13 protein-coding genes are annotated in these 16314 nt (G+C 66.0%); 6 read left to right on the forward strand and 7 right to left on the reverse strand.

Annotation, left to right across the window (positions count from 1 at the left end; all coding sequences use genetic code 11):
- The gene (locus tag AC3A5Z_RS14670; RefSeq protein ID WP_487520088.1) at positions 1–1179 is read right to left on the reverse strand and encodes an efflux RND transporter periplasmic adaptor subunit; all 1179 of its coding nucleotides are present in this window, start codon (positions 1177–1179) and stop codon (positions 1–3) included.
- Positions 1180–1284: 105 nt separating this feature from the next.
- Between AC3A5Z_RS14670 and AC3A5Z_RS14675 the strand changes: the two genes are divergently transcribed.
- Complete coding sequence (locus tag AC3A5Z_RS14675; protein ID WP_487520089.1) at positions 1285–1896, forward strand: TetR/AcrR family transcriptional regulator; 612 nt, start codon at positions 1285–1287, stop codon at positions 1894–1896.
- A gap of 8 nt (positions 1897–1904) precedes the next feature.
- Here the strand turns inward: AC3A5Z_RS14675 and AC3A5Z_RS14680 are convergent, their stop codons facing one another.
- From AC3A5Z_RS14680 to AC3A5Z_RS14690, 3 genes are all read right to left on the reverse strand, one after another.
- Positions 1905–3209, reverse strand: coding sequence for a D-amino acid dehydrogenase (locus tag AC3A5Z_RS14680; RefSeq protein ID WP_487520090.1), 1305 nt, complete (start codon positions 3207–3209; stop codon positions 1905–1907).
- A gap of 509 nt (positions 3210–3718) precedes the next feature.
- Positions 3719–4774, reverse strand: a complete 1056-nt coding sequence (locus AC3A5Z_RS14685) for a ParB/RepB/Spo0J family partition protein (protein WP_487520091.1) — start codon at positions 4772–4774, stop codon at positions 3719–3721.
- Positions 4752–6158, reverse strand: coding sequence for an AAA family ATPase (locus AC3A5Z_RS14690; protein WP_487520116.1), 1407 nt, complete (start codon positions 6156–6158; stop codon positions 4752–4754). Before AC3A5Z_RS14690 ends, AC3A5Z_RS14685 begins: the two co-directional genes overlap by 23 nt.
- Positions 6159–6756: 598 nt before the next feature.
- On the opposite strand from AC3A5Z_RS14690, the gene AC3A5Z_RS14695 reads away from it, so the two are divergent.
- Positions 6757–8064 (forward strand): replication initiation protein, encoded by a 1308-nt coding sequence (locus tag AC3A5Z_RS14695; RefSeq protein WP_487520092.1) that lies wholly within the window; start codon positions 6757–6759, stop codon positions 8062–8064.
- 10 nt (positions 8065–8074) lie between these two features.
- Here AC3A5Z_RS14695 and AC3A5Z_RS14700 read toward each other — a convergent pair whose 3' ends face one another.
- Positions 8075–9517, reverse strand: a complete 1443-nt coding sequence (locus tag AC3A5Z_RS14700; RefSeq protein WP_487520093.1) for a serine/threonine protein kinase — start codon at positions 9515–9517, stop codon at positions 8075–8077.
- 3 nt (positions 9518–9520) lie between these two features.
- Complete coding sequence (locus AC3A5Z_RS14705; RefSeq protein ID WP_487520094.1) at positions 9521–10261, reverse strand: metallophosphoesterase family protein; 741 nt, start codon at positions 10259–10261, stop codon at positions 9521–9523.
- A 468-nt stretch (positions 10262–10729) separates the two neighbouring features.
- On the opposite strand from AC3A5Z_RS14705, the gene acs reads away from it, so the two are divergent.
- The 4 genes from acs (at position 10730) to AC3A5Z_RS14725 (ending at position 15906) form a co-directional block, all read left to right on the forward strand.
- Entirely contained in the window at positions 10730–12691 is a 1962-nt protein-coding gene (gene acs, locus AC3A5Z_RS14710; RefSeq protein WP_487520095.1) for an acetate--CoA ligase, read from the forward strand.
- Between the two features lie 3 nt (positions 12692–12694).
- Positions 12695–13384: an adenylate kinase gene (locus tag AC3A5Z_RS14715; RefSeq protein WP_487520096.1), complete on the forward strand. Its 690-nt coding sequence runs from the start codon at positions 12695–12697 to the stop codon at positions 13382–13384.
- Positions 13385–13578: 194 nt separating this feature from the next.
- Entirely contained in the window at positions 13579–15387 is a 1809-nt protein-coding gene (locus AC3A5Z_RS14720) for an MFS transporter (RefSeq protein WP_487520097.1), read from the forward strand.
- Between the two features lie 129 nt (positions 15388–15516).
- Positions 15517–15906, forward strand: a complete 390-nt coding sequence (locus AC3A5Z_RS14725; protein WP_487520098.1) for a response regulator transcription factor — start codon at positions 15517–15519, stop codon at positions 15904–15906.
- Here AC3A5Z_RS14725 and AC3A5Z_RS14730 read toward each other — a convergent pair.
- Entirely contained in the window at positions 15903–16184 is a 282-nt protein-coding gene (locus AC3A5Z_RS14730; RefSeq protein ID WP_487520099.1) for a hypothetical protein, read from the reverse strand. The genes AC3A5Z_RS14725 and AC3A5Z_RS14730 overlap by 4 nt on opposite strands.
- Positions 16185–16314: the final 130 nt, after the last annotated feature.

Genomic DNA, 16314 nt, shown 5'->3' on the forward strand with positions numbered 1-16314 from the left:
TCAGTCCGCCGCCGCTTCGGCAGGCACGTCCTGCACCACGCCCTGCGCATCCAGCGTCACCGGGACTGGCACAACCTCCGCCCCTGCCCTCAGCGATGACAACCCGTCCACGATCAGCCGATCCCCCTCGGCCAGCCCCTCGGTCACCACCCAGGCGTTCTCGAAGCTGCCCGAGGTCTCGATCCGCCGCTGCTCGGCCAGATTGCCCTCGCCCGCGACCCAGACGGTGAGCGAGCCATCCCGCTCCCGCGTCGCCGCGCGCTGCGGCACGAGGAAGGCCTGCACCGTGCCAAGCTCCACATCGCCGCGGACGAACATGCCCGGCAGGATGATCCGGTTCGGGTTGTCGAACTGGAAGCGCACCGCCACCGTGCCGGTCGTCGTCGAGACCTGCACCCCCGGTGAGACCAGGCTGCCCGTGCCATTGAAGCTGCGCCCGTTCTCCAGCGTCAGCGACACCTTCAACGTCTCGTTCATCCTGAGCGCGCCGCTGTCGATCTCGTCGCGGATCGACAAAAGCCGCGCGCTCGGCTCGATCATGTCGACATAGATCGGGTCGAGCCGGGTGACCGTGGTCAGCGTATCCGCCTGCCCCGCCGTCACCAGATCGCCCACCGACACCTTCGCGACATCGGGAAACCCGTTGATCGGGCTGGTGATCTCGGTCCAGGACAGTTCGATCTGGGCCACCCGGAGGGCGGCACGGGCGCTCTGCAGATCGGCCTCCGCCTCGGCGGCCGTTGCCCGCGCGCTGTCCACATCGGCGCTGGTGACGCCCGAGCCCTCAAGCTGCTCCGAGCGCCGCAGCGAAGTCCGCGCCTGGGTCAGCGCCGCCTCAGCCCGCGCCACGCCTGCCTCGGCAGAAGACACCGCTGCCTCGTAGCTCGCCGCATCCAGCCGGAACATCGGCGTGCCGACCGTGACCGGCTGGCCGGGCGCATAGAGGATCTCGGTCACCACACCGCCGACCCGGGGCCGGATCTCGGCCTGCTGCGAGGCGACGGCGCGGCCGGGGACGGTCGAGCGGCGCGAGACCGGCTGCTCGGTCATGGCAATCACCCCCACCTCGGCGGGCGGCGGCGCCTCCTGCGCGAGGCTGGCGCTGGCGAGACCAAGGAACAGGGTCAGCGCCAGCAGGCAGGCGGCGAGGGTCGTGGGGGGCGAATAGCGGGACCGCATCTTCGTATCCTTCCAGAAGTCGCCTGCCCGGCCAAAAGCCGAGTCTCTGCGACATGATTTGATTGCACCCTATGCAAGATTTGCAGACTGTGCAAGAATAGCCGGATGATTTCCCCGCTCCGCTCCCGCCGCCGCAGCCAGACCGCCCGAGACATCCAGATGGCCACCATCCGTCTGGCCAATGCGCATGGGCTGGAAGCGGTGACCACCGAGATGATCAGCGCCGAGGCCGGCATCAGCCCGCGCACCTTCTTCAACTACTATCCGAACAAGGAAGCCGCGGTCATCGGTCACCCGCCCAGCTTCGGCGAGGTGGAGGCCGCGGCCTTCGTCGGCAAGGCAGGCAGTTTCTCGGAGGATTTCGGGCGGCTGATGCAGACCCTGATCGCCGGGCTCGAGGCCGACCGCCCGGTGCTCGCCGCCGCCGCCGGGCTCGGGCAGCAAAATCCGCGTCTGCTCGCCCTGCATGAAACCTCGATGCGCGAGCTGAAGGACCGGCTGGTGGCGATCCTCGCCGCCCGCCTGCCCGAGGAAGACCCGCTGGTGCTGCGGCTTCTTGCGCTGAGCGCGCTGGAGGCGGTGCGCCTGGCGATCGATCGCTGGCTCGCCGGCGACGCGCCCGGCCCCGCGCAGTCGGTGGCGGCGCTCTGGCCGCAGTTGGCGCGCGCCGGCGCGCTTCTGGCAGAGGCGGAGGCCCGGCAGCCCGACCAGCGGTGAAGCCCCGGTCAGCCCGCGACGGGCTGCAGCCGGAACCCTTGCCCCTTGGCGCGCCGACCCGGCAGATAGCGCTCGAAACCCAGATCACCGCTCTCGATCTCGGTCGGACGACCCGAGACCACATCGGCCAGCACCCGCGCCGAGCCTGCCGCCATCGTCCAGCCCAGCGTGCCATGCCCGGTGTTCAGGAACAGGTTCGGCACCGGCGTCCGCCCCACCACCGGCGTGCCATCCGGCGTCATCGGCCGCAGCCCGGTCCAGAAGCTCGCCTTCGACTGGTCCCCTGCCCCGCCGAAGAGATCCTCCACCGAATGCACCAGCGTCCGCTTGCGCTTTTCGCTGAGAGACAGATCGAAGCCCGCAAGCTCCGCCATGCCGCCGACCCGGATCCGGTCGCCCAATCGGGTGATGGCGATCTTGTGGCTTTCGTCCATCACGGTGGACACCGGCGCGCGGCTCGCATCGATGATCGGCACGGTGATCGAATAGCCCTTGAACGGATAGACCGGCAACTTCATCCCCAGCGGGGCCAGCAGCCGCGGCGAATGGCTGGCCAGCGCCACGACGAAGGCATCGGCGGTGATCTCGCCTTCCGAGGTCAGCACCGAACTGATCCGCCCGCCGGATTGGATCAGCCGCCCGATACGCACCCCATGGCGGAAGCGCACGCCCAGCCCCTTGGCCAGATCGGCAAGTCCCTGGGTGAACTTGAAGCAATCGCCGGTCTCGTCCTTCGGCAAACGCAGGCCGCCGACGATCTTTCCAGCCGCATCGCGCAGCCCCGGCTCGGCGGCAAGGCAGCCCGCCACGTCCAGAAGTTCGAACGGCACCCCACCCTCGCGCAGCACTTCGGTGTCCTTGCCCGCGGCATCCAGCTGCTTCTGGCTGCGGAACAGCTGCAGCGTCCCCTGCTGTCGCTCGTCGAAGCCGATGCCGGTCTCGGCGCGAACCTCGGTAAGACAGTCGCGCGAATATTCCGCCAGCCGCACCATCCGCGCCTTGTTCACCGCATAGGCGGCGGAGGTGCAGTTGCCGAGCATCTGGAACAGGAAGCGGATCTTGGCCGGATCGGGGCGCGGCTGGATGATCAGCGGCGAGTGCTCCATGAACATCCACTTCAGCGCCTTCAGCGGAATTCCGGGCGCGGCCCAGGGCGAGGAATAGCCGGGGCTGATTTCGCCCGCATTGGCAAAGGAGGTCTCCAGCGCCGCCGCCGGCTGCCGGTCGATCACCGTCACCTCATGCCCGGCCTTGGCCAGCTGCCACGCCGAAGTGACACCGATGACCCCGGCCCCGAGAACCACAACCTTCATGCCCGCCCGCTCCTCTTTGCGCTGGCGGCCAATTTAGCGAGTCTGCGGGAAATGTTTTGGGCAATATGCCTGCGGAGAGCGGGCTGTGCACAAGGATCTCCCGCATCTCGCCAAATCTGGCGAAGATTCCAGCGCCTTCAAGCCAGGTGGCCGGATGATCGGCCGACTCCGGACAGCGCGCTCCTTGTAAAGGTGAGCGATTGAGTGACCCACCCGGCAGTGGCATATGCGACACGTCTTCGCAGGGGGGGGCAGTGACACCGCGGGAGAGAAGGCCGTCAGGCGGATCCGTCTTCCTCGCAACTACCGCAACGCCCGATGGACAACTTCGCGCAGTCATCGCAATTCCAGCGATTTCCTGCGCATTTAAAGCCTATGCCTCTGAGAGATATGCCTGAATCCGCGCGGAAAGGGGCCAAGGATACGCCGTATGACACCCCGGTTTTCTATCATGGAAGCCCCTCAAGGAACAGCGAAACCTGCGCGTTTCGCAGGTTTCGCGCGCGAAACTATCCCCGCCAGAGCTTGCGCAGCTCCCCCATAATCCGCGCCATCAGCGCCTCGTCCACATCCTCGCCCTGAAACCGGATGGCAAAGCCCTTCCCGTCCTTCTCCACATCGAAACTCACCTCCTTGGGCAGCCCCGGCTCCTTCCGAACAGGCCGCCCACCCCGCGCCGGGTCTGGTGCCCGCCCCTCGGCGGCCTTGATCAGCGGCTCCATCAACGCCCATTCCGACACCGGGTCCATCCCTTGCCCGCTGGCCAAGGCCTGCCGCAGCGGCCCCGAGTAACCAGCACGCAGCGCCTGCGCCAAGCGCAACCCCGCCCGCTCCCCGAGCGATGCGGCGAAGGAAAGCATGTCGCCCAGCTCTTCATGGATCACCGCAAAGCTGCGGATCTTCGACCGCTTCGACTTCGAGGCGGCATGGAACAGCGTATCGACCGCCTCTTCCACCGAGGCAAAGGCACCCTGCCCCGCCGCCAGCGCCGCGATCCGCCCCCGCTCGTAATGCGACAGATCGGAGCGGATCTCATTTTCTTCCACCATCGCCACATAGGCTGAAGACACATCCCCCGGCCGCCGCAGGAGCGCGCGGATCGTGGCATAGCGCGCATCGCCCGTCTCGGCATGCAGCTGCCGCATTGCCGACAGCCGCCGCCAACCCGAGATCAGCCCGTAGCGTTCGCCGGTCCCTTCCCGCTCGAAGACCTCGACCGGCAGCCGCAGCCCATGCGCCTTGATCGACGCGCGCAGCTCGTCCATTTCCTCGCCATCGACGCGCAGCCGGTCGCGGGTCAGCTCTTCCGCAACGATCTCCGCCAGTGCGATCTCCAGCACCAACAGCCCCTCGGCTTCGGCCCGGCGCAGGCGCCCGGCGTCGCTGGCATCGCGCGCGGCAGCGGCGCGGTCGGCCGTGGGCAGCGGCATCGACAGCGAGGCCGCGTCCGCCGCGACTTGGGCGATTGGCGGTCTGGTGGACGCGGGGGTTTCGCGCGCGAAACCCGACTCCATCTCCTTCAGCTCATCCGCCGAAGGGGCTTCAAGCCGTCTGCGCTTTGCCATTGCCGGCCTCCTTCTCCATCATTGCCTGATCCCGCCACCACGAGCCGATCAGGATCTCCTTGAACTCGGCATAGGTGCGGTCGAAGGTTTCGCGTCCCCGAACATAGGTCTCGCGATTGAAGTCGCGGTAATCCGCCTCGTAGATGCCATTGACCTGCTCGCCGGCCTGACCGACCAGTGCGGTGAAATCCTGCCGATAGGCATTCATGAAATCGCCGAAATACGCCTGCACCACATTGGCGAGGTCAGTCTGCTGGTTCGCATCGAAACGGGTGATCAGCGCCCGCACCACATCCCACTCGAACTTCATCTCCGGCAGGCCCGCCGCACGCCGCGCCGAATTCTCGCCGTCCTCGATGCTGGCGAAGGTCGAATAGAGCATGTCGAAGAACCGCCCCGTCGAGTCGAACTCCAGAAAGGACGCGCCAAGCGGCACCAGAAGAATGTCCGCCGCGGCCAGCGCGTTGATCGTCAGGTACCCAAGAGCAGGAGGCGTATCGAGCATGATGATGTCATACTGATCGAGCAGCCCCTCGCGATCAAGGAACCCCGTCAGCGCGTCCCACAGCGGCCAGCGCCGCAGCATCATCCGCCAGACCGGCACCTGGAACTCCGCCCAGTAGAGGTTCAGCTGCGCGCCGATCAGGTCGATGTTGGGCCAGTGGGTCTTCTGCACCACATCCGCTGCGGTGATCTTCATTGCCTCGGTCAGCGTCTCGTCGAGGGGCAGGGGGGCCTCGCCCCGTGCCGCCCGCACCTCGTTCTCTTCGATCACCGAGGTGGCGTAATCCTTGGCGAGCAGCGGGAACACCGTTTGCCACTCGTCAGCCACGGTACCGCCCATGATCGAGGTCATCGACCCTTGGCTGTCGAGATCGATCACCAGCACCCGGTAGCCATCCAGCGCCGCCGACATGGCGAGATGCGCCGCAGTCGAGGTCTTGCCGACGCCGCCCTTGAAGTTGGCGACCGCCACCACCTTGGCCGGCAGGCCCTTGGGTCGGTAGGGGCGATACTCCTTCGTCGTCGCACCTTCCTCCGCAAAATGGTTTCGCAGCGCCAGAACCTCCTCCAGCGTGAACCACTTGGCCCCGCCTTCGCCTTCGCCCTGCGGCAGCTCCGGATGATTGCGCAGCACCCGCCGCAGATGCGAGGATGCGATGGGAATCAGATAGCGGCAGATCTCCCAGGTGGAGAACTTCCGCAGCCGTTTCTTGCCGTCGGGCGCATAGCCCTTGCGGGCAAGATCGTCGCGCCCCCGGCCACAGAAGGCGGCGGCCTTGGCGAATCGGGCGGTGTCGACCGGGTTGCCGAGTTTGGCCGCCGCCGCCGCCGGGTCGAGGTTGAAATAGGGCGGCAAGGGGAAGTCGGACTTTCGCGTCATGCGGTTGCCTTTGGTGAATGTCACGCATTTCGATGCTTACGCGGCGAACTATGGCACATCGGGGCACCCATGTGAATCGGTGAGTTCAATTCGGCGCCTTGAGACGCCACATCGTCCGGTTTCGCACGCGAAACCCGCGCTTTTCCCTGGCAAACTCTTCAGAACGCACGGCAGAAAGGCTGTAGAGTCTTTAGGATCTATAGAATCTTTGACCGAGGATAATGCCTACGTATCATAGGGTTACCTGCATATAGGTTCCCGGTTACAGGAAGACAGGTGCCCGGATACAGGGCCTGAGGGACCCGTTTGCAGGACGTGCGGTATCCGGTTCCGGGGGAGCAGGAACCCGAGTCCGGGAGCCCTGTTCGGAGGTCAAATCGACCCGATTTGCCGCCTCCCGACTCTCCCAGGGCGCTCCTCCGCCCCCATCCGGCACCTTTAGGACCCACCTGCGGGAGCAATCTTCTCATGCCGAGCACGCAGCCCGCCAAAGGTACCCGTCTGCGGGAAAGCTCAAACCCGTAGATGGGTACCTCTAGACATCTTGAGGATGGGTGCCTTTTGAGGCATGCTGGACCTGAGCAGAAAAGGGCAGGGCATGGCGCAGAAGATCGCTGGCCGAAGCAGGGCGGAAACCGCCGAGGATATTCCCCGCGAGGGGCTGACGGGCGCGCTCAGGCGGGGCTCGGTCAAGAAGAATGTCGCGGCGATCCATGTCTCAGGCAAGCTGACGCTCTTGCAGCGAAAGCTGTCGAACGTGCTCCTGCTCAATGCCTACGACCATCTGATCAGCCGTCCCAAGCACAGTATCGACGCGCGCACCCTCTGCCTGATGATCGGCTACAACTCCAATGACATGGAGACGCTGAAGGCCTCGCTGCGCAGTCTGGCCGAGACGGTTGCGGAATGGGACATGCTCGACCAGAAGGGGCGGCAGGAGTGGGGTGTCTCGTCGCTGCTCTCCTATGCGAAACTCTCCGGCGGGATCTGCGAATACGCCTATTCGCCGGCGCTGGCGGAGAAGCTGCACGACCCCAAGGTCTTTGCGCTGATCAACCTCAACATCCAGCGTCGCTTCACCAGCGGGCATGCGCTGGCGCTCTATGAAAATTGTTTTCGGTTCGTCCGGACCGGCTCGACAGGTTGGTGGCCGATCGATCTCTTCCGCCGCCTGATGGGAGTTGAAGACTCGGCCTACTACGAGAACTTCAAGCAGCTGAACGCCAAGATCATCAAGCCGGCGGTGGCTGAGGTGAACAAGACCTCAAACATTCTGCTGACCCCCGATTTCCGCAAGATGGGCCGCGTGGTCACCGAGATCCGCTTCCTCATCAAGGAGAACCCGCAGCTCGCCATGTTCGAGATCGACGACGGCGAAGGCTCGCGTAGCTCTCCGGTCTATCTGCGGCTGATCGCGCTCGGGGTGGGCGACCGGCTGGCGCGGCAATGGATCGCCGAACATGGCGAGCCCTATGTGGCCGAGAAGCTCGACTATGTGGCGGGGCAGGGGGCTGTCGCCTCGCCGGTGCGTTATCTTTCGGCGGCGCTGCGCGACGATTACGGCACGGCGAGCCCGGCACCCGAACCCTCGGCCGAGGCGGTGGAGGCCGCCGCCCGCCGTCAAGCCGCCGCCGAGGCGCAGGCCCGGGCCGAGGCCGAACGCGAGGCCGCCGTCGCTGCCGAGCGCCGCGAGCGGGCCGAGCGGATGGCGCGGGTCCGCGCGATGGCCGAGGCGCGCAACCCGACGCAGCGCGATGCCGACCGGCGGCTCTTCCTGCGCCAGCTCGATGGCGATCTGGAGCGCGAGGATTTTGCCCGCCACGGCTGGGCCTCGGCGCTGAACGCCCGGGCGATCTTCGCCTTCTGGGAAGATCTGGAGCCGGGAATCTTCGACCGCGTCGCCTAGGGCAGGGGAGTCAGGGCGCCGTCTTGACCTCGGCTAGTTCGATCGCTTCGGTCTCGCGCGCCTGCGGCAGCCGGATCACCGTCGCGCTGCAGGGCGCTTCCGCCACCACCTGACTGGAGACCGAGCCGAGGAAGCGCCGGCTCAGCGAATGGCTGCGCGCGCCCATCAGGATGTGGCTCACGTTGTTCTTGGCGGCATAGTCGACAATGGCCTTGCCCGGGTCGGTATGCTCCAGAATGGTGAAGGTCAGCCGGTCTTCCGGAAGGTCGAGCTCTCCGGCCCAGGCCCGCAGAGCGACCAGGCGCGAGACATGGACGTGATCGCCGTTCTCGTCGGTCGCCTGATCTAGGCCGATCCGCGCCGTGCGGATGACGTTGACGCAAGCCACCCGTGCGTCGGGCTGGATCACCAGCATCCGCTGCAGCGAATGCAGCAACTGCTGCGCCAGCGTCTCCATGTCGGAGGAGAGATCGACCGCCACCATCAGGATCGGTGCCTTCTGCATCTGCACCGAAATGCTCGGCGGTGCGGCAAAGCCTGTCACCTTGCGCATCTTCCGCCAGCGCCCGAGCACCGTCCAGAACCCGTCGCGCGCCTGCTTGTGGCTGCGCGCTGTCAGCTTGACCTGCGCCGGATGCGTCAGGTCGAACAGCATCTGCGCCGCAGACTGATAGCGGTCAGCTGGGTCCACCTCGATGGCGCGCAGGATGATCTCCTGCAGCCATTCCGGGATCATCCGGTCCAGCGCGCGCGGCGGCACCGGGTCGCGCCAGAGCCGCTTGCGCACCCCTTTCAGCCGCTCGGGCTTGCCGAAGGGCATCTTCCCGGTCGCCAGTTCGTAGATCATCGCGCCGAGCGCGAAGATGTCGCTGCGCAGGTCGTTGCGCTGACGCAGGTATTGCTCGGGGGCGATATAGGGGAAGGTGCCCATCGGAATGGTGAACTCCTCCGACAGAAGGTCGGGCAGCTCGTCGTGGCGCGAGAGGCCGAAATCGATGCAGACCATCTCGCCGGTCGGGCGCTGCAGGAAGTTGTCGGGCTTGATGTCGAGATGCACCACATGCTGCTTGTGCAGCTCGTGGACCGCTTCGGTCATCCGGGCGGCAAGCTCGATCACCTCGGAAAGCGGGCGGGGGGCCGTCTTGAACACCTCGAGCAGGGACTGGCCGGGGACCATCTCGGTCACGATATAGGGCATGGTGGCGAAATCGCCCTCGGCGATCACGCGCAGCACATGCGGGCCGGTGAGGCGGGGCATGATCATCTGCTCCACCTCGAAGCCGACGATGGTAGGAGCGTCGTAGCCGTCGAGGATGGTCGGCACCTTCATCACCATCGGGGTGCGGAACAGCGGATGCGTCACCTCCCAGATCGTGGCGAAGCCGCCCTTGTGCAGGCATTCGCCCAGCCGGAAGCCGTCGATCTCCAGCCCCGCATGCGGTCGCAGCATCATCTGTCACTCTCCTCGCATCAGCCGGACGGCCAGGGATTCGGGAAGACCCGCCGCCCGCAGCTTCTGCGCGGTGGCTGCGTGGTCATAGGGCACGCGGCGGAAGGTCAGTTCGTTGCGGTCGGTGTCGAGCACGGCATAGCCCGCCCGGGGCGTGCCGTCGCGCGGCTGGCCGACCGAGCCCACCACGCCGAGCCAGCGGCGCGAGCGGATCAGCGGCACCGGCAGGCCCATCGGAATGCGCTGCTCGCGTACGCCGCCGTAGAAATCACAGGTCATCAACGCCGGAACATGCACATGACCGCAGAGGATCACCCGGGCCTTGCTGACCCGGAAGGAGGGCATCGCCTTCTGGCCGCTGGTCACATAGATCCAGTCGCCCGGATCGTTCGCGCTGGCATGGACCAGGAGGATGTCGTCCAGCGTTTCGGTCATCGGCAGGGCGGCGAGGAAGGCGCGCTGGCTCTGGTCGAGCCGCTCGCGGCTCCAGTCGATGGCGGTGCGGGCGACGGGGTTCATCGTCTCGGACAGGGTGTCGATGGCGGAATCGTGGTTGCCCTTGACGCAGAGCGCCCCCGCCGCGACCAGGGCCATAACTTCGGACGTGCACCAGCCGGGATCGGGGCCATAGCCCACGATGTCGCCCAGGATCGCCACCCGGTCGATCTGGCGGGTGGCCATGTCGGCGCGCACCGCCGAGAATGCTTCGCGATTGCCGTGGATATCGCTCAGCACAGCGAGTTTCATGACCGCTCCTTTCCCGGGCGCGCGAACCGGGACAAGCCTAGCGGGGGGCGAGGGGCGGCGGCGTTGACATCTGTCAACTTTCGCGGCCCGGTCGTCCCTGCGTCACCTTGCGCTCTCGGTGATCCTCCGCGGCGAATCATGGCGCCGGATCGGGTCGCTGCGCAAGATTCAACCGGCCTGCCGAATAATCTATCTTGTGCTCAGGATTTGGGCCGCAGGGCAGTATTCCCGTAAATCCGACATTCAGATGACGTGGTTGTGAAGGCATAGCAAATTGATAAGGCGCGGGAAAAGCCAGTGCGGGTGAACATGATTTACACATCATGCGTCGCTCCGGTAAATTTGTTGACAGTAAAAGCCAATGAATAAAAAGAGTTACAAACTTATTCACAAATGCGGTAAGCTCTTGGCGAGAGTGCGGTGCGTAGCCAGTCGGGCGCGGCGCCAAAGTGTAAGCGGGGGGACAATATGGATCATGGTCACACGCAGGCGGTTTATCCCGCCTCGGCAGAGTTCGTCGCCAAGGCGCATGTCGATGCCGACACCTATGGCCGCATGTACGCAGAATCGATCGCCGACCCGGAGGGCTTCTGGGGGCGCGAGGGCAAGCGGATCGACTGGATCAAGCCCTACACCAAGGTGAAGGACACCGATTTCAGCTTCGGCAATGTCTCGATCAAGTGGTTCGAGGACGGCTCGCTGAACGTCGCGCACAACTGCATCGACCGCCACCTGCGGACCCGCGCGCATCAGACGGCGATCATCTGGGAGCCGGATCACCCCGATACCCCGGCGCGCCACATCAGCTATGCCGAGCTGCACGATCAGGTCTGCCGCATGGCGAATGTGCTGGTGAGCCAGGGCGTGCGCAAGGGCGACCGGGTGGTGATGTATCTGCCGATGATCCCGGAAGCCGCCTTTGCCATGCTGGCCTGTGCCCGGATCGGCGCGATTCATTCCATCGTCTTCGCCGGTTTCTCGCCCGACGCGCTGGCCAACCGGATCAACGACAGCCAGGCCAAGGTGGTGATCACCGCCGATTACGCCCCGCGCGGCGGCAAGCGGACGCCGCTGAAATCGAACACCGACGCCGCGCTGCTGCATTGCTCGGACCGGGTGCGCTGCCTCGTGGTCAAGCATACCGGCGAGCAGACGACATGGGTCGACGGGCGCGACGTGGATGTGAAGGCGCTGATGGCGCAGGCCTCGCCCGACTGCCCGGTACAGGAGATGAACGCGGAAGATCCGCTGTTCATCCTCTACACCTCCGGCTCGACCGGCAAGCCGAAGGGCGTGCTGCATACTTCGGGTGGCTATCTGGTCTATGCGGCGATGACGCATCAGATCAGCTTCGACTACCATGACGGCGACATCTTCTGGTGCACTGCGGATGTGGGCTGGGTGACCGGGCACAGCTACATCGTCTACGGGCCGCTGGCCAATGGCGCGACGACGCTGATGTTCGAGGGCGTGCCGACCTACCCGGACGCCGGGCGGTTCTGGGCGGTCTGCGAGAAGCACAAGGTCAACCAGTTCTACACCGCCCCGACGGCGATCCGCTCGCTGATGGGGATGGGGCCGGAGTGGGTGGAGAAATACGATCTCTCCTCGCTGAAGCTGCTGGGCTCGGTCGGCGAGCCGATCAACCCCGAGGCCTGGAACTGGTACAACACCCATGTCGGCAAGGGCAAATGCCCGATCGTCGACACCTTCTGGCAGACCGAGACCGGCGGCCACATGATCACGCCCCTGCCGGGCGCGACGCCGGTAAAACCCGGCGCGGCGAGCCGTCCGTTCTTCGGGGTGAAGCCGGTGGTGCTGGACCCGGCGACGGCAGAGCTGAAGGAAGAGACCGCGACCGAAGGTGTGCTCTGCATCTCGGACAGCTGGCCGGGGCAGATGCGCACGCTCTGGGGCGACCACGAGCGCTTCGAGGAAGCCTATTTCTCGCAATACAAGGGCTACTACTTCACCGGCGACGGCTGCCGCCGCGATGCGGACGGCTATTACTGGATCACCGGGCGGGTCGATGACGTGATCAACGTCTCGGGGCACCGGATGGGCACGGCAGAGGTGGAATCGGCGCTGGTGGCGCATGTCCATGTCGCCGAAGCCGCGGTGGTGGGGTATCCGCACGACATCAAGGGGCAGGGCATCTACGCCTATGTCACGCTGATGAACGGGGTCGAGCCCTCGGAGGACCTGCGCAAGGAGCTGGTGAAATGGGTGCGGACCGAGATCGGCCCGATCGCTTCGCCCGACATCATCCAGTGGGCGCCGGGCCTGCCCAAGACCCGCTCGGGCAAGATCATGCGGCGCATCCTGCGCAAGATCGCCGAAAATGACTTCGGCTCGCTGGGCGACACCTCGACGCTGGCCGATCCGTCGGTGGTCGATGACCTGATTGCCAACCGCAAGTCCGGGAGCTGACCGATGGCGGGCATGGCCGACACGCTCACCCGCCCGGCCGTGCTGATCCTGCTCGGGCCGCCGGGTGCCGGGAAGGGGACGCAGGCGCGCCGGCTGGAGGAGGCCTTCGGGCTGGTGCAGCTTTCGACCGGCGATCTGCTGCGCGCGGCGGTGGCTGCGGGCAGCCCGGCGGGGCTTGCCGCCAAGGCGGTGATGGAGGCGGGGCAGCTCGTCTCGGACGAGATCGTGCTGGCCATCCTGCGCGAGCGGATGGCCGAGCCCGACGTGCGGGCCGGTGTGATCCTCGACGGGTTTCCGCGCACCGACGGGCAGGCGGCGGCGCTGGACGCGCTGCTGGCCGAGGCGGGGCAGGAGGTCACCGCGGCGATCAGCCTCGAGGTGGACGATGCCGCGATGGTTGCCCGGGTGGCCGGGCGCTACACCTGCGCCACTTGCGGTGAGGGGTATCACGACAGTTTCAAGCAGCCGGCCCATGCGGGCCGCTGCGACCGATGCGGCGGCACGGCCTTCAAGCGCCGGGCCGACGACACTGCCGAAACCGTGGGAGCGCGGCTTGTCGCCTACCACGCACAGACCGCACCGCTGATCGCCTATTACGAGGCGCGCGGCGTGCTGGAACGGATCGACGCGATGGGAGCCATCGACGAGATCGCCGACGCCCTGCACCGGATCGTGGGGCGCGTCTCGGCATAAGCGAGACCTCGCCCGGCTGACCCCCGGGCAAGGAACGAGGGGAGGCGGATCGCGCAAGCGTGACGCGAAACACGCCCACCCCGGCCATTTCGCCGGGGAAGGGATCTCAATCCCGCTGACGGGTGCGGATCAGGGGTCGTGCGATCGGACAGTCAACTGGCCCGCCGTGGCCGGAACAGCATGGAGGAAGCTCAATGGCGAACATCTCAATGGACGAGGGGCTCAACCGCTCGCGTCCGATGACCCGGGAAGAGAGGAAGGTCATCCTCGCCTCTTCCGCGGGCACCATCTTCGAATGGTACGATTTCTACCTCTACGGCTCGCTCGCGGCGATCATCGGCGCGCAGTTCTTCACCGCCTTCCCCGAAGCCACGCGCAACGTCTTCGCGCTGCTGGCCTTCGCCGCGGGCTTCATCGTGCGCCCCTTCGGCGCGCTGGTGTTCGGGGCGATGGGCGACCTGATCGGGCGGAAGTACACCTTCCTCGCCACCATTCTGATCATGGGCTTCTCGACCTTCCTCGTCGGCCTGCTGCCGGGCTACCAGTCCTGGGGTGTGGCGGCGCCGGTCATCCTGATCATCCTGCGCATGCTGCAGGGTCTGGCGCTCGGCGGTGAATATGGCGGTGCGGCGGTCTATGTGGCCGAACATGCGCCGGCCAACCGTCGCGGCTATTACACCGCCTTCATCCAGACCACGGCGACGCTCGGCCTGCTGCTGTCGCTGATCGTCATCCTGCTGGTGCAGGGCTATGTGAACGGCAACTATCCCGACCAGCCGGTGCTCGATGCCGCCGGTGTGGCGACGATGAACGCCGACGGCACCCCGGCCATGATGAAGGCCTTCAACGCCTGGGGCTGGCGCATCCCGTTCCTTGGCTCGATCTTCCTGCTGCTGACCTCGCTCTACATCCGGCTGCAGATGAACGAGAGCCCGGCCTTCAAGAAGATGAAGGAAGAGGGTGCCCAGTCGAAAGCACCGCTGCGCGAGGCCTTCGGCCAGTGGCGCAACGCCAAGATCGCGCTGATCGCGCTGTTCGGCCTCACCGCCGGTCAGGCCGTGGTCTGGTACTCGGGCCAGTTCTACGCGCTGTTCTTCATCCAGAACGTCGTCAAGGTGGACAGCTTCACCTCCAACGTGCTGGTGGCATGGTCGCTGATCCTCGGCACCGGCGGCTTCCTGTTCTTCGGCTCGCTGTCCGACAAGATCGGCCGCAAGCCGATCATCCTCGCGGGCTGCCTGATCGCGGCGATCACCTACTTCCCGGTGTTCCAGTTCCTGACGAAGACCGCGAACCCGGCGCTCTATGCCGCGCACCAGACCACCGTCACCGTCTCGGCCGACCCGGAAACCTGCTCGTTCCAGTTCAACCCGACCGGCACGGCCAAGTTCACCTCCTCCTGCGACATCGCCAAGGCGCTGCTTGCCAAGAGCTCGGTGAACTATGTCTCGGCGGAAACCCCGGCTGGCAGCACTGCCGAAGTGTCGATCGGCGAGACGGTGATCCCGTCCTATGACGCCGCCGCCCTGACGGGCGACGAGCTGAAGGCCGCCAAGGCGACCTTCGAGAAGGGCGTGAACGACGCGCTGCTGGCGGCGGGCTATCCGCTGGTGGCCGCGAACAACACCACCGTGGCCAAGGCCGACAACTTCTTCGACATCTTCACCGCGCAGAAGCTGACGATCGTCGCGACGCTGACCTATCTCATCATCCTCGTGACGATGGTCTACGGTCCGATCGCCGCCATGCTGGTCGAACTGTTCCCGACCCGCATCCGCTACTCCGGCCTGTCCTTGCCCTACCACATCGGCAACGGCTGGTTCGGCGGCCTGCTTCCGGCCACCGCCTTCGCGATCTCGGCCCAGAGCGGCAACATCTATGCCGGCCTCTGGTATGCGATCGTGGTCGCCGTGATGACCGTCATCATCGGCACGATCTTCGTGCCGGGTGGCACGCACAAGAAGAGCATCTTTGCGGATGACGCGCTGAAGACCACGCGCTGAGCGAACTGGGGCAGGCCGGGCTATCCCGGCCTGCCCCACTCTGCCTGCCCCGCTGTTGACGGGTCCCTCACGCCCAAGGCATCGACGATGCCCTGTGCCCGGCGGATCAATGAGCGAAAGAGACAGCTGATGGCGGTCGGATCGAAGGTGCAGCAGGTGCTGGTGGTCGAGGATGACGACAGCATTGCCGCCGCTCTGGAATATGTCGTGCTGCGCGAGGGGTTGCGCCACGACCGGGTGGCCAGCGGCGGCGAGGCGATGCAGCGCATCCGCGACACCCGACCCGATCTGGTGCTGCTCGACGTGATGCTGCCGGAGGTCTCGGGCTACGAGATCTGCCAGGACGTGCGGCTCGACCCGGCGCTGAACGCGATCAAGATCGTGATCATGACGGCGCGCGGCTCTGCGGCGGAGCGCAAGAAGGGGATGTCCTTCGGCGCAGACGGCTTCATCACCAAGCCCTTCGAGCTGCGGGCGTTGCGCGACGAGGTGCGTCGCCTGCTGCAGCCGCAGGCCTAGCGGCGGAAGCGATGCACCAGCGACCAGACCGCCAGGGCCATGGCGAGCAGGATCGCGTTGGCGACGATGCCGGTCGCGGCCAGCAGCCAGACTGGCTCGGATGCGTCGGCCTGGGTGGTCATCGGGATCATCACCGCGATGAACAGAACCCCGAGGATCAGCGGGATCACCTTTCCCGTCGCGGCCTCGGTGCGGATCGCGGTGATGATCAGCGCCACGATGAGGCCGATGCGGAACGGATCGGCGAGCTGGGCAAGCGTCTGGTCGAGCAAGGTCATGTCTGTGTCTCCCTTCCGTCTTCTGACCATCCTTCCATCCAAAACTCAAGCAGCGCGCGCGACCGCTGCCATCCTGTCGCGGCGGCAACGGGGCGAGCCTTGCCGCACGGGGGGCGCAGGCCTATAACCC

The sequence above is a fragment of the Cereibacter sp. Soil_C_27 genome (genome assembly GCF_057657095.1).

Coding starts and splice junctions, on each gene's coding strand:
- AC3A5Z_RS14670 (WP_487520088.1), bottom strand. CDS start 1,179: ATGCGGTCCCGCTATTCGCCCCCCACGACCCTCGCCGCCTGCCTGCTG.
- AC3A5Z_RS14675 (WP_487520089.1), top strand. CDS start 1,285: ATGATTTCCCCGCTCCGCTCCCGCCGCCGCAGCCAGACCGCCCGAGAC.
- AC3A5Z_RS14680 (WP_487520090.1), bottom strand. CDS start 3,209: ATGAAGGTTGTGGTTCTCGGGGCCGGGGTCATCGGTGTCACTTCGGCG.
- AC3A5Z_RS14685 (WP_487520091.1), bottom strand. CDS start 4,774: ATGGCAAAGCGCAGACGGCTTGAAGCCCCTTCGGCGGATGAGCTGAAG.
- AC3A5Z_RS14690 (WP_487520116.1), bottom strand. CDS start 6,158: ATGACGCGAAAGTCCGACTTCCCCTTGCCGCCCTATTTCAACCTCGAC.
- AC3A5Z_RS14695 (WP_487520092.1), top strand. CDS start 6,757: ATGGCGCAGAAGATCGCTGGCCGAAGCAGGGCGGAAACCGCCGAGGAT.
- AC3A5Z_RS14700 (WP_487520093.1), bottom strand. CDS start 9,517: ATGATGCTGCGACCGCATGCGGGGCTGGAGATCGACGGCTTCCGGCTG.
- AC3A5Z_RS14705 (WP_487520094.1), bottom strand. CDS start 10,261: ATGAAACTCGCTGTGCTGAGCGATATCCACGGCAATCGCGAAGCATTC.
- acs (WP_487520095.1), top strand. CDS start 10,730: ATGGATCATGGTCACACGCAGGCGGTTTATCCCGCCTCGGCAGAGTTC.
- AC3A5Z_RS14715 (WP_487520096.1), top strand. CDS start 12,695: ATGGCGGGCATGGCCGACACGCTCACCCGCCCGGCCGTGCTGATCCTG.
- AC3A5Z_RS14720 (WP_487520097.1), top strand. CDS start 13,579: ATGGCGAACATCTCAATGGACGAGGGGCTCAACCGCTCGCGTCCGATG.
- AC3A5Z_RS14725 (WP_487520098.1), top strand. CDS start 15,517: ATGGCGGTCGGATCGAAGGTGCAGCAGGTGCTGGTGGTCGAGGATGAC.
- AC3A5Z_RS14730 (WP_487520099.1), bottom strand. CDS start 16,184: ATGACCTTGCTCGACCAGACGCTTGCCCAGCTCGCCGATCCGTTCCGC.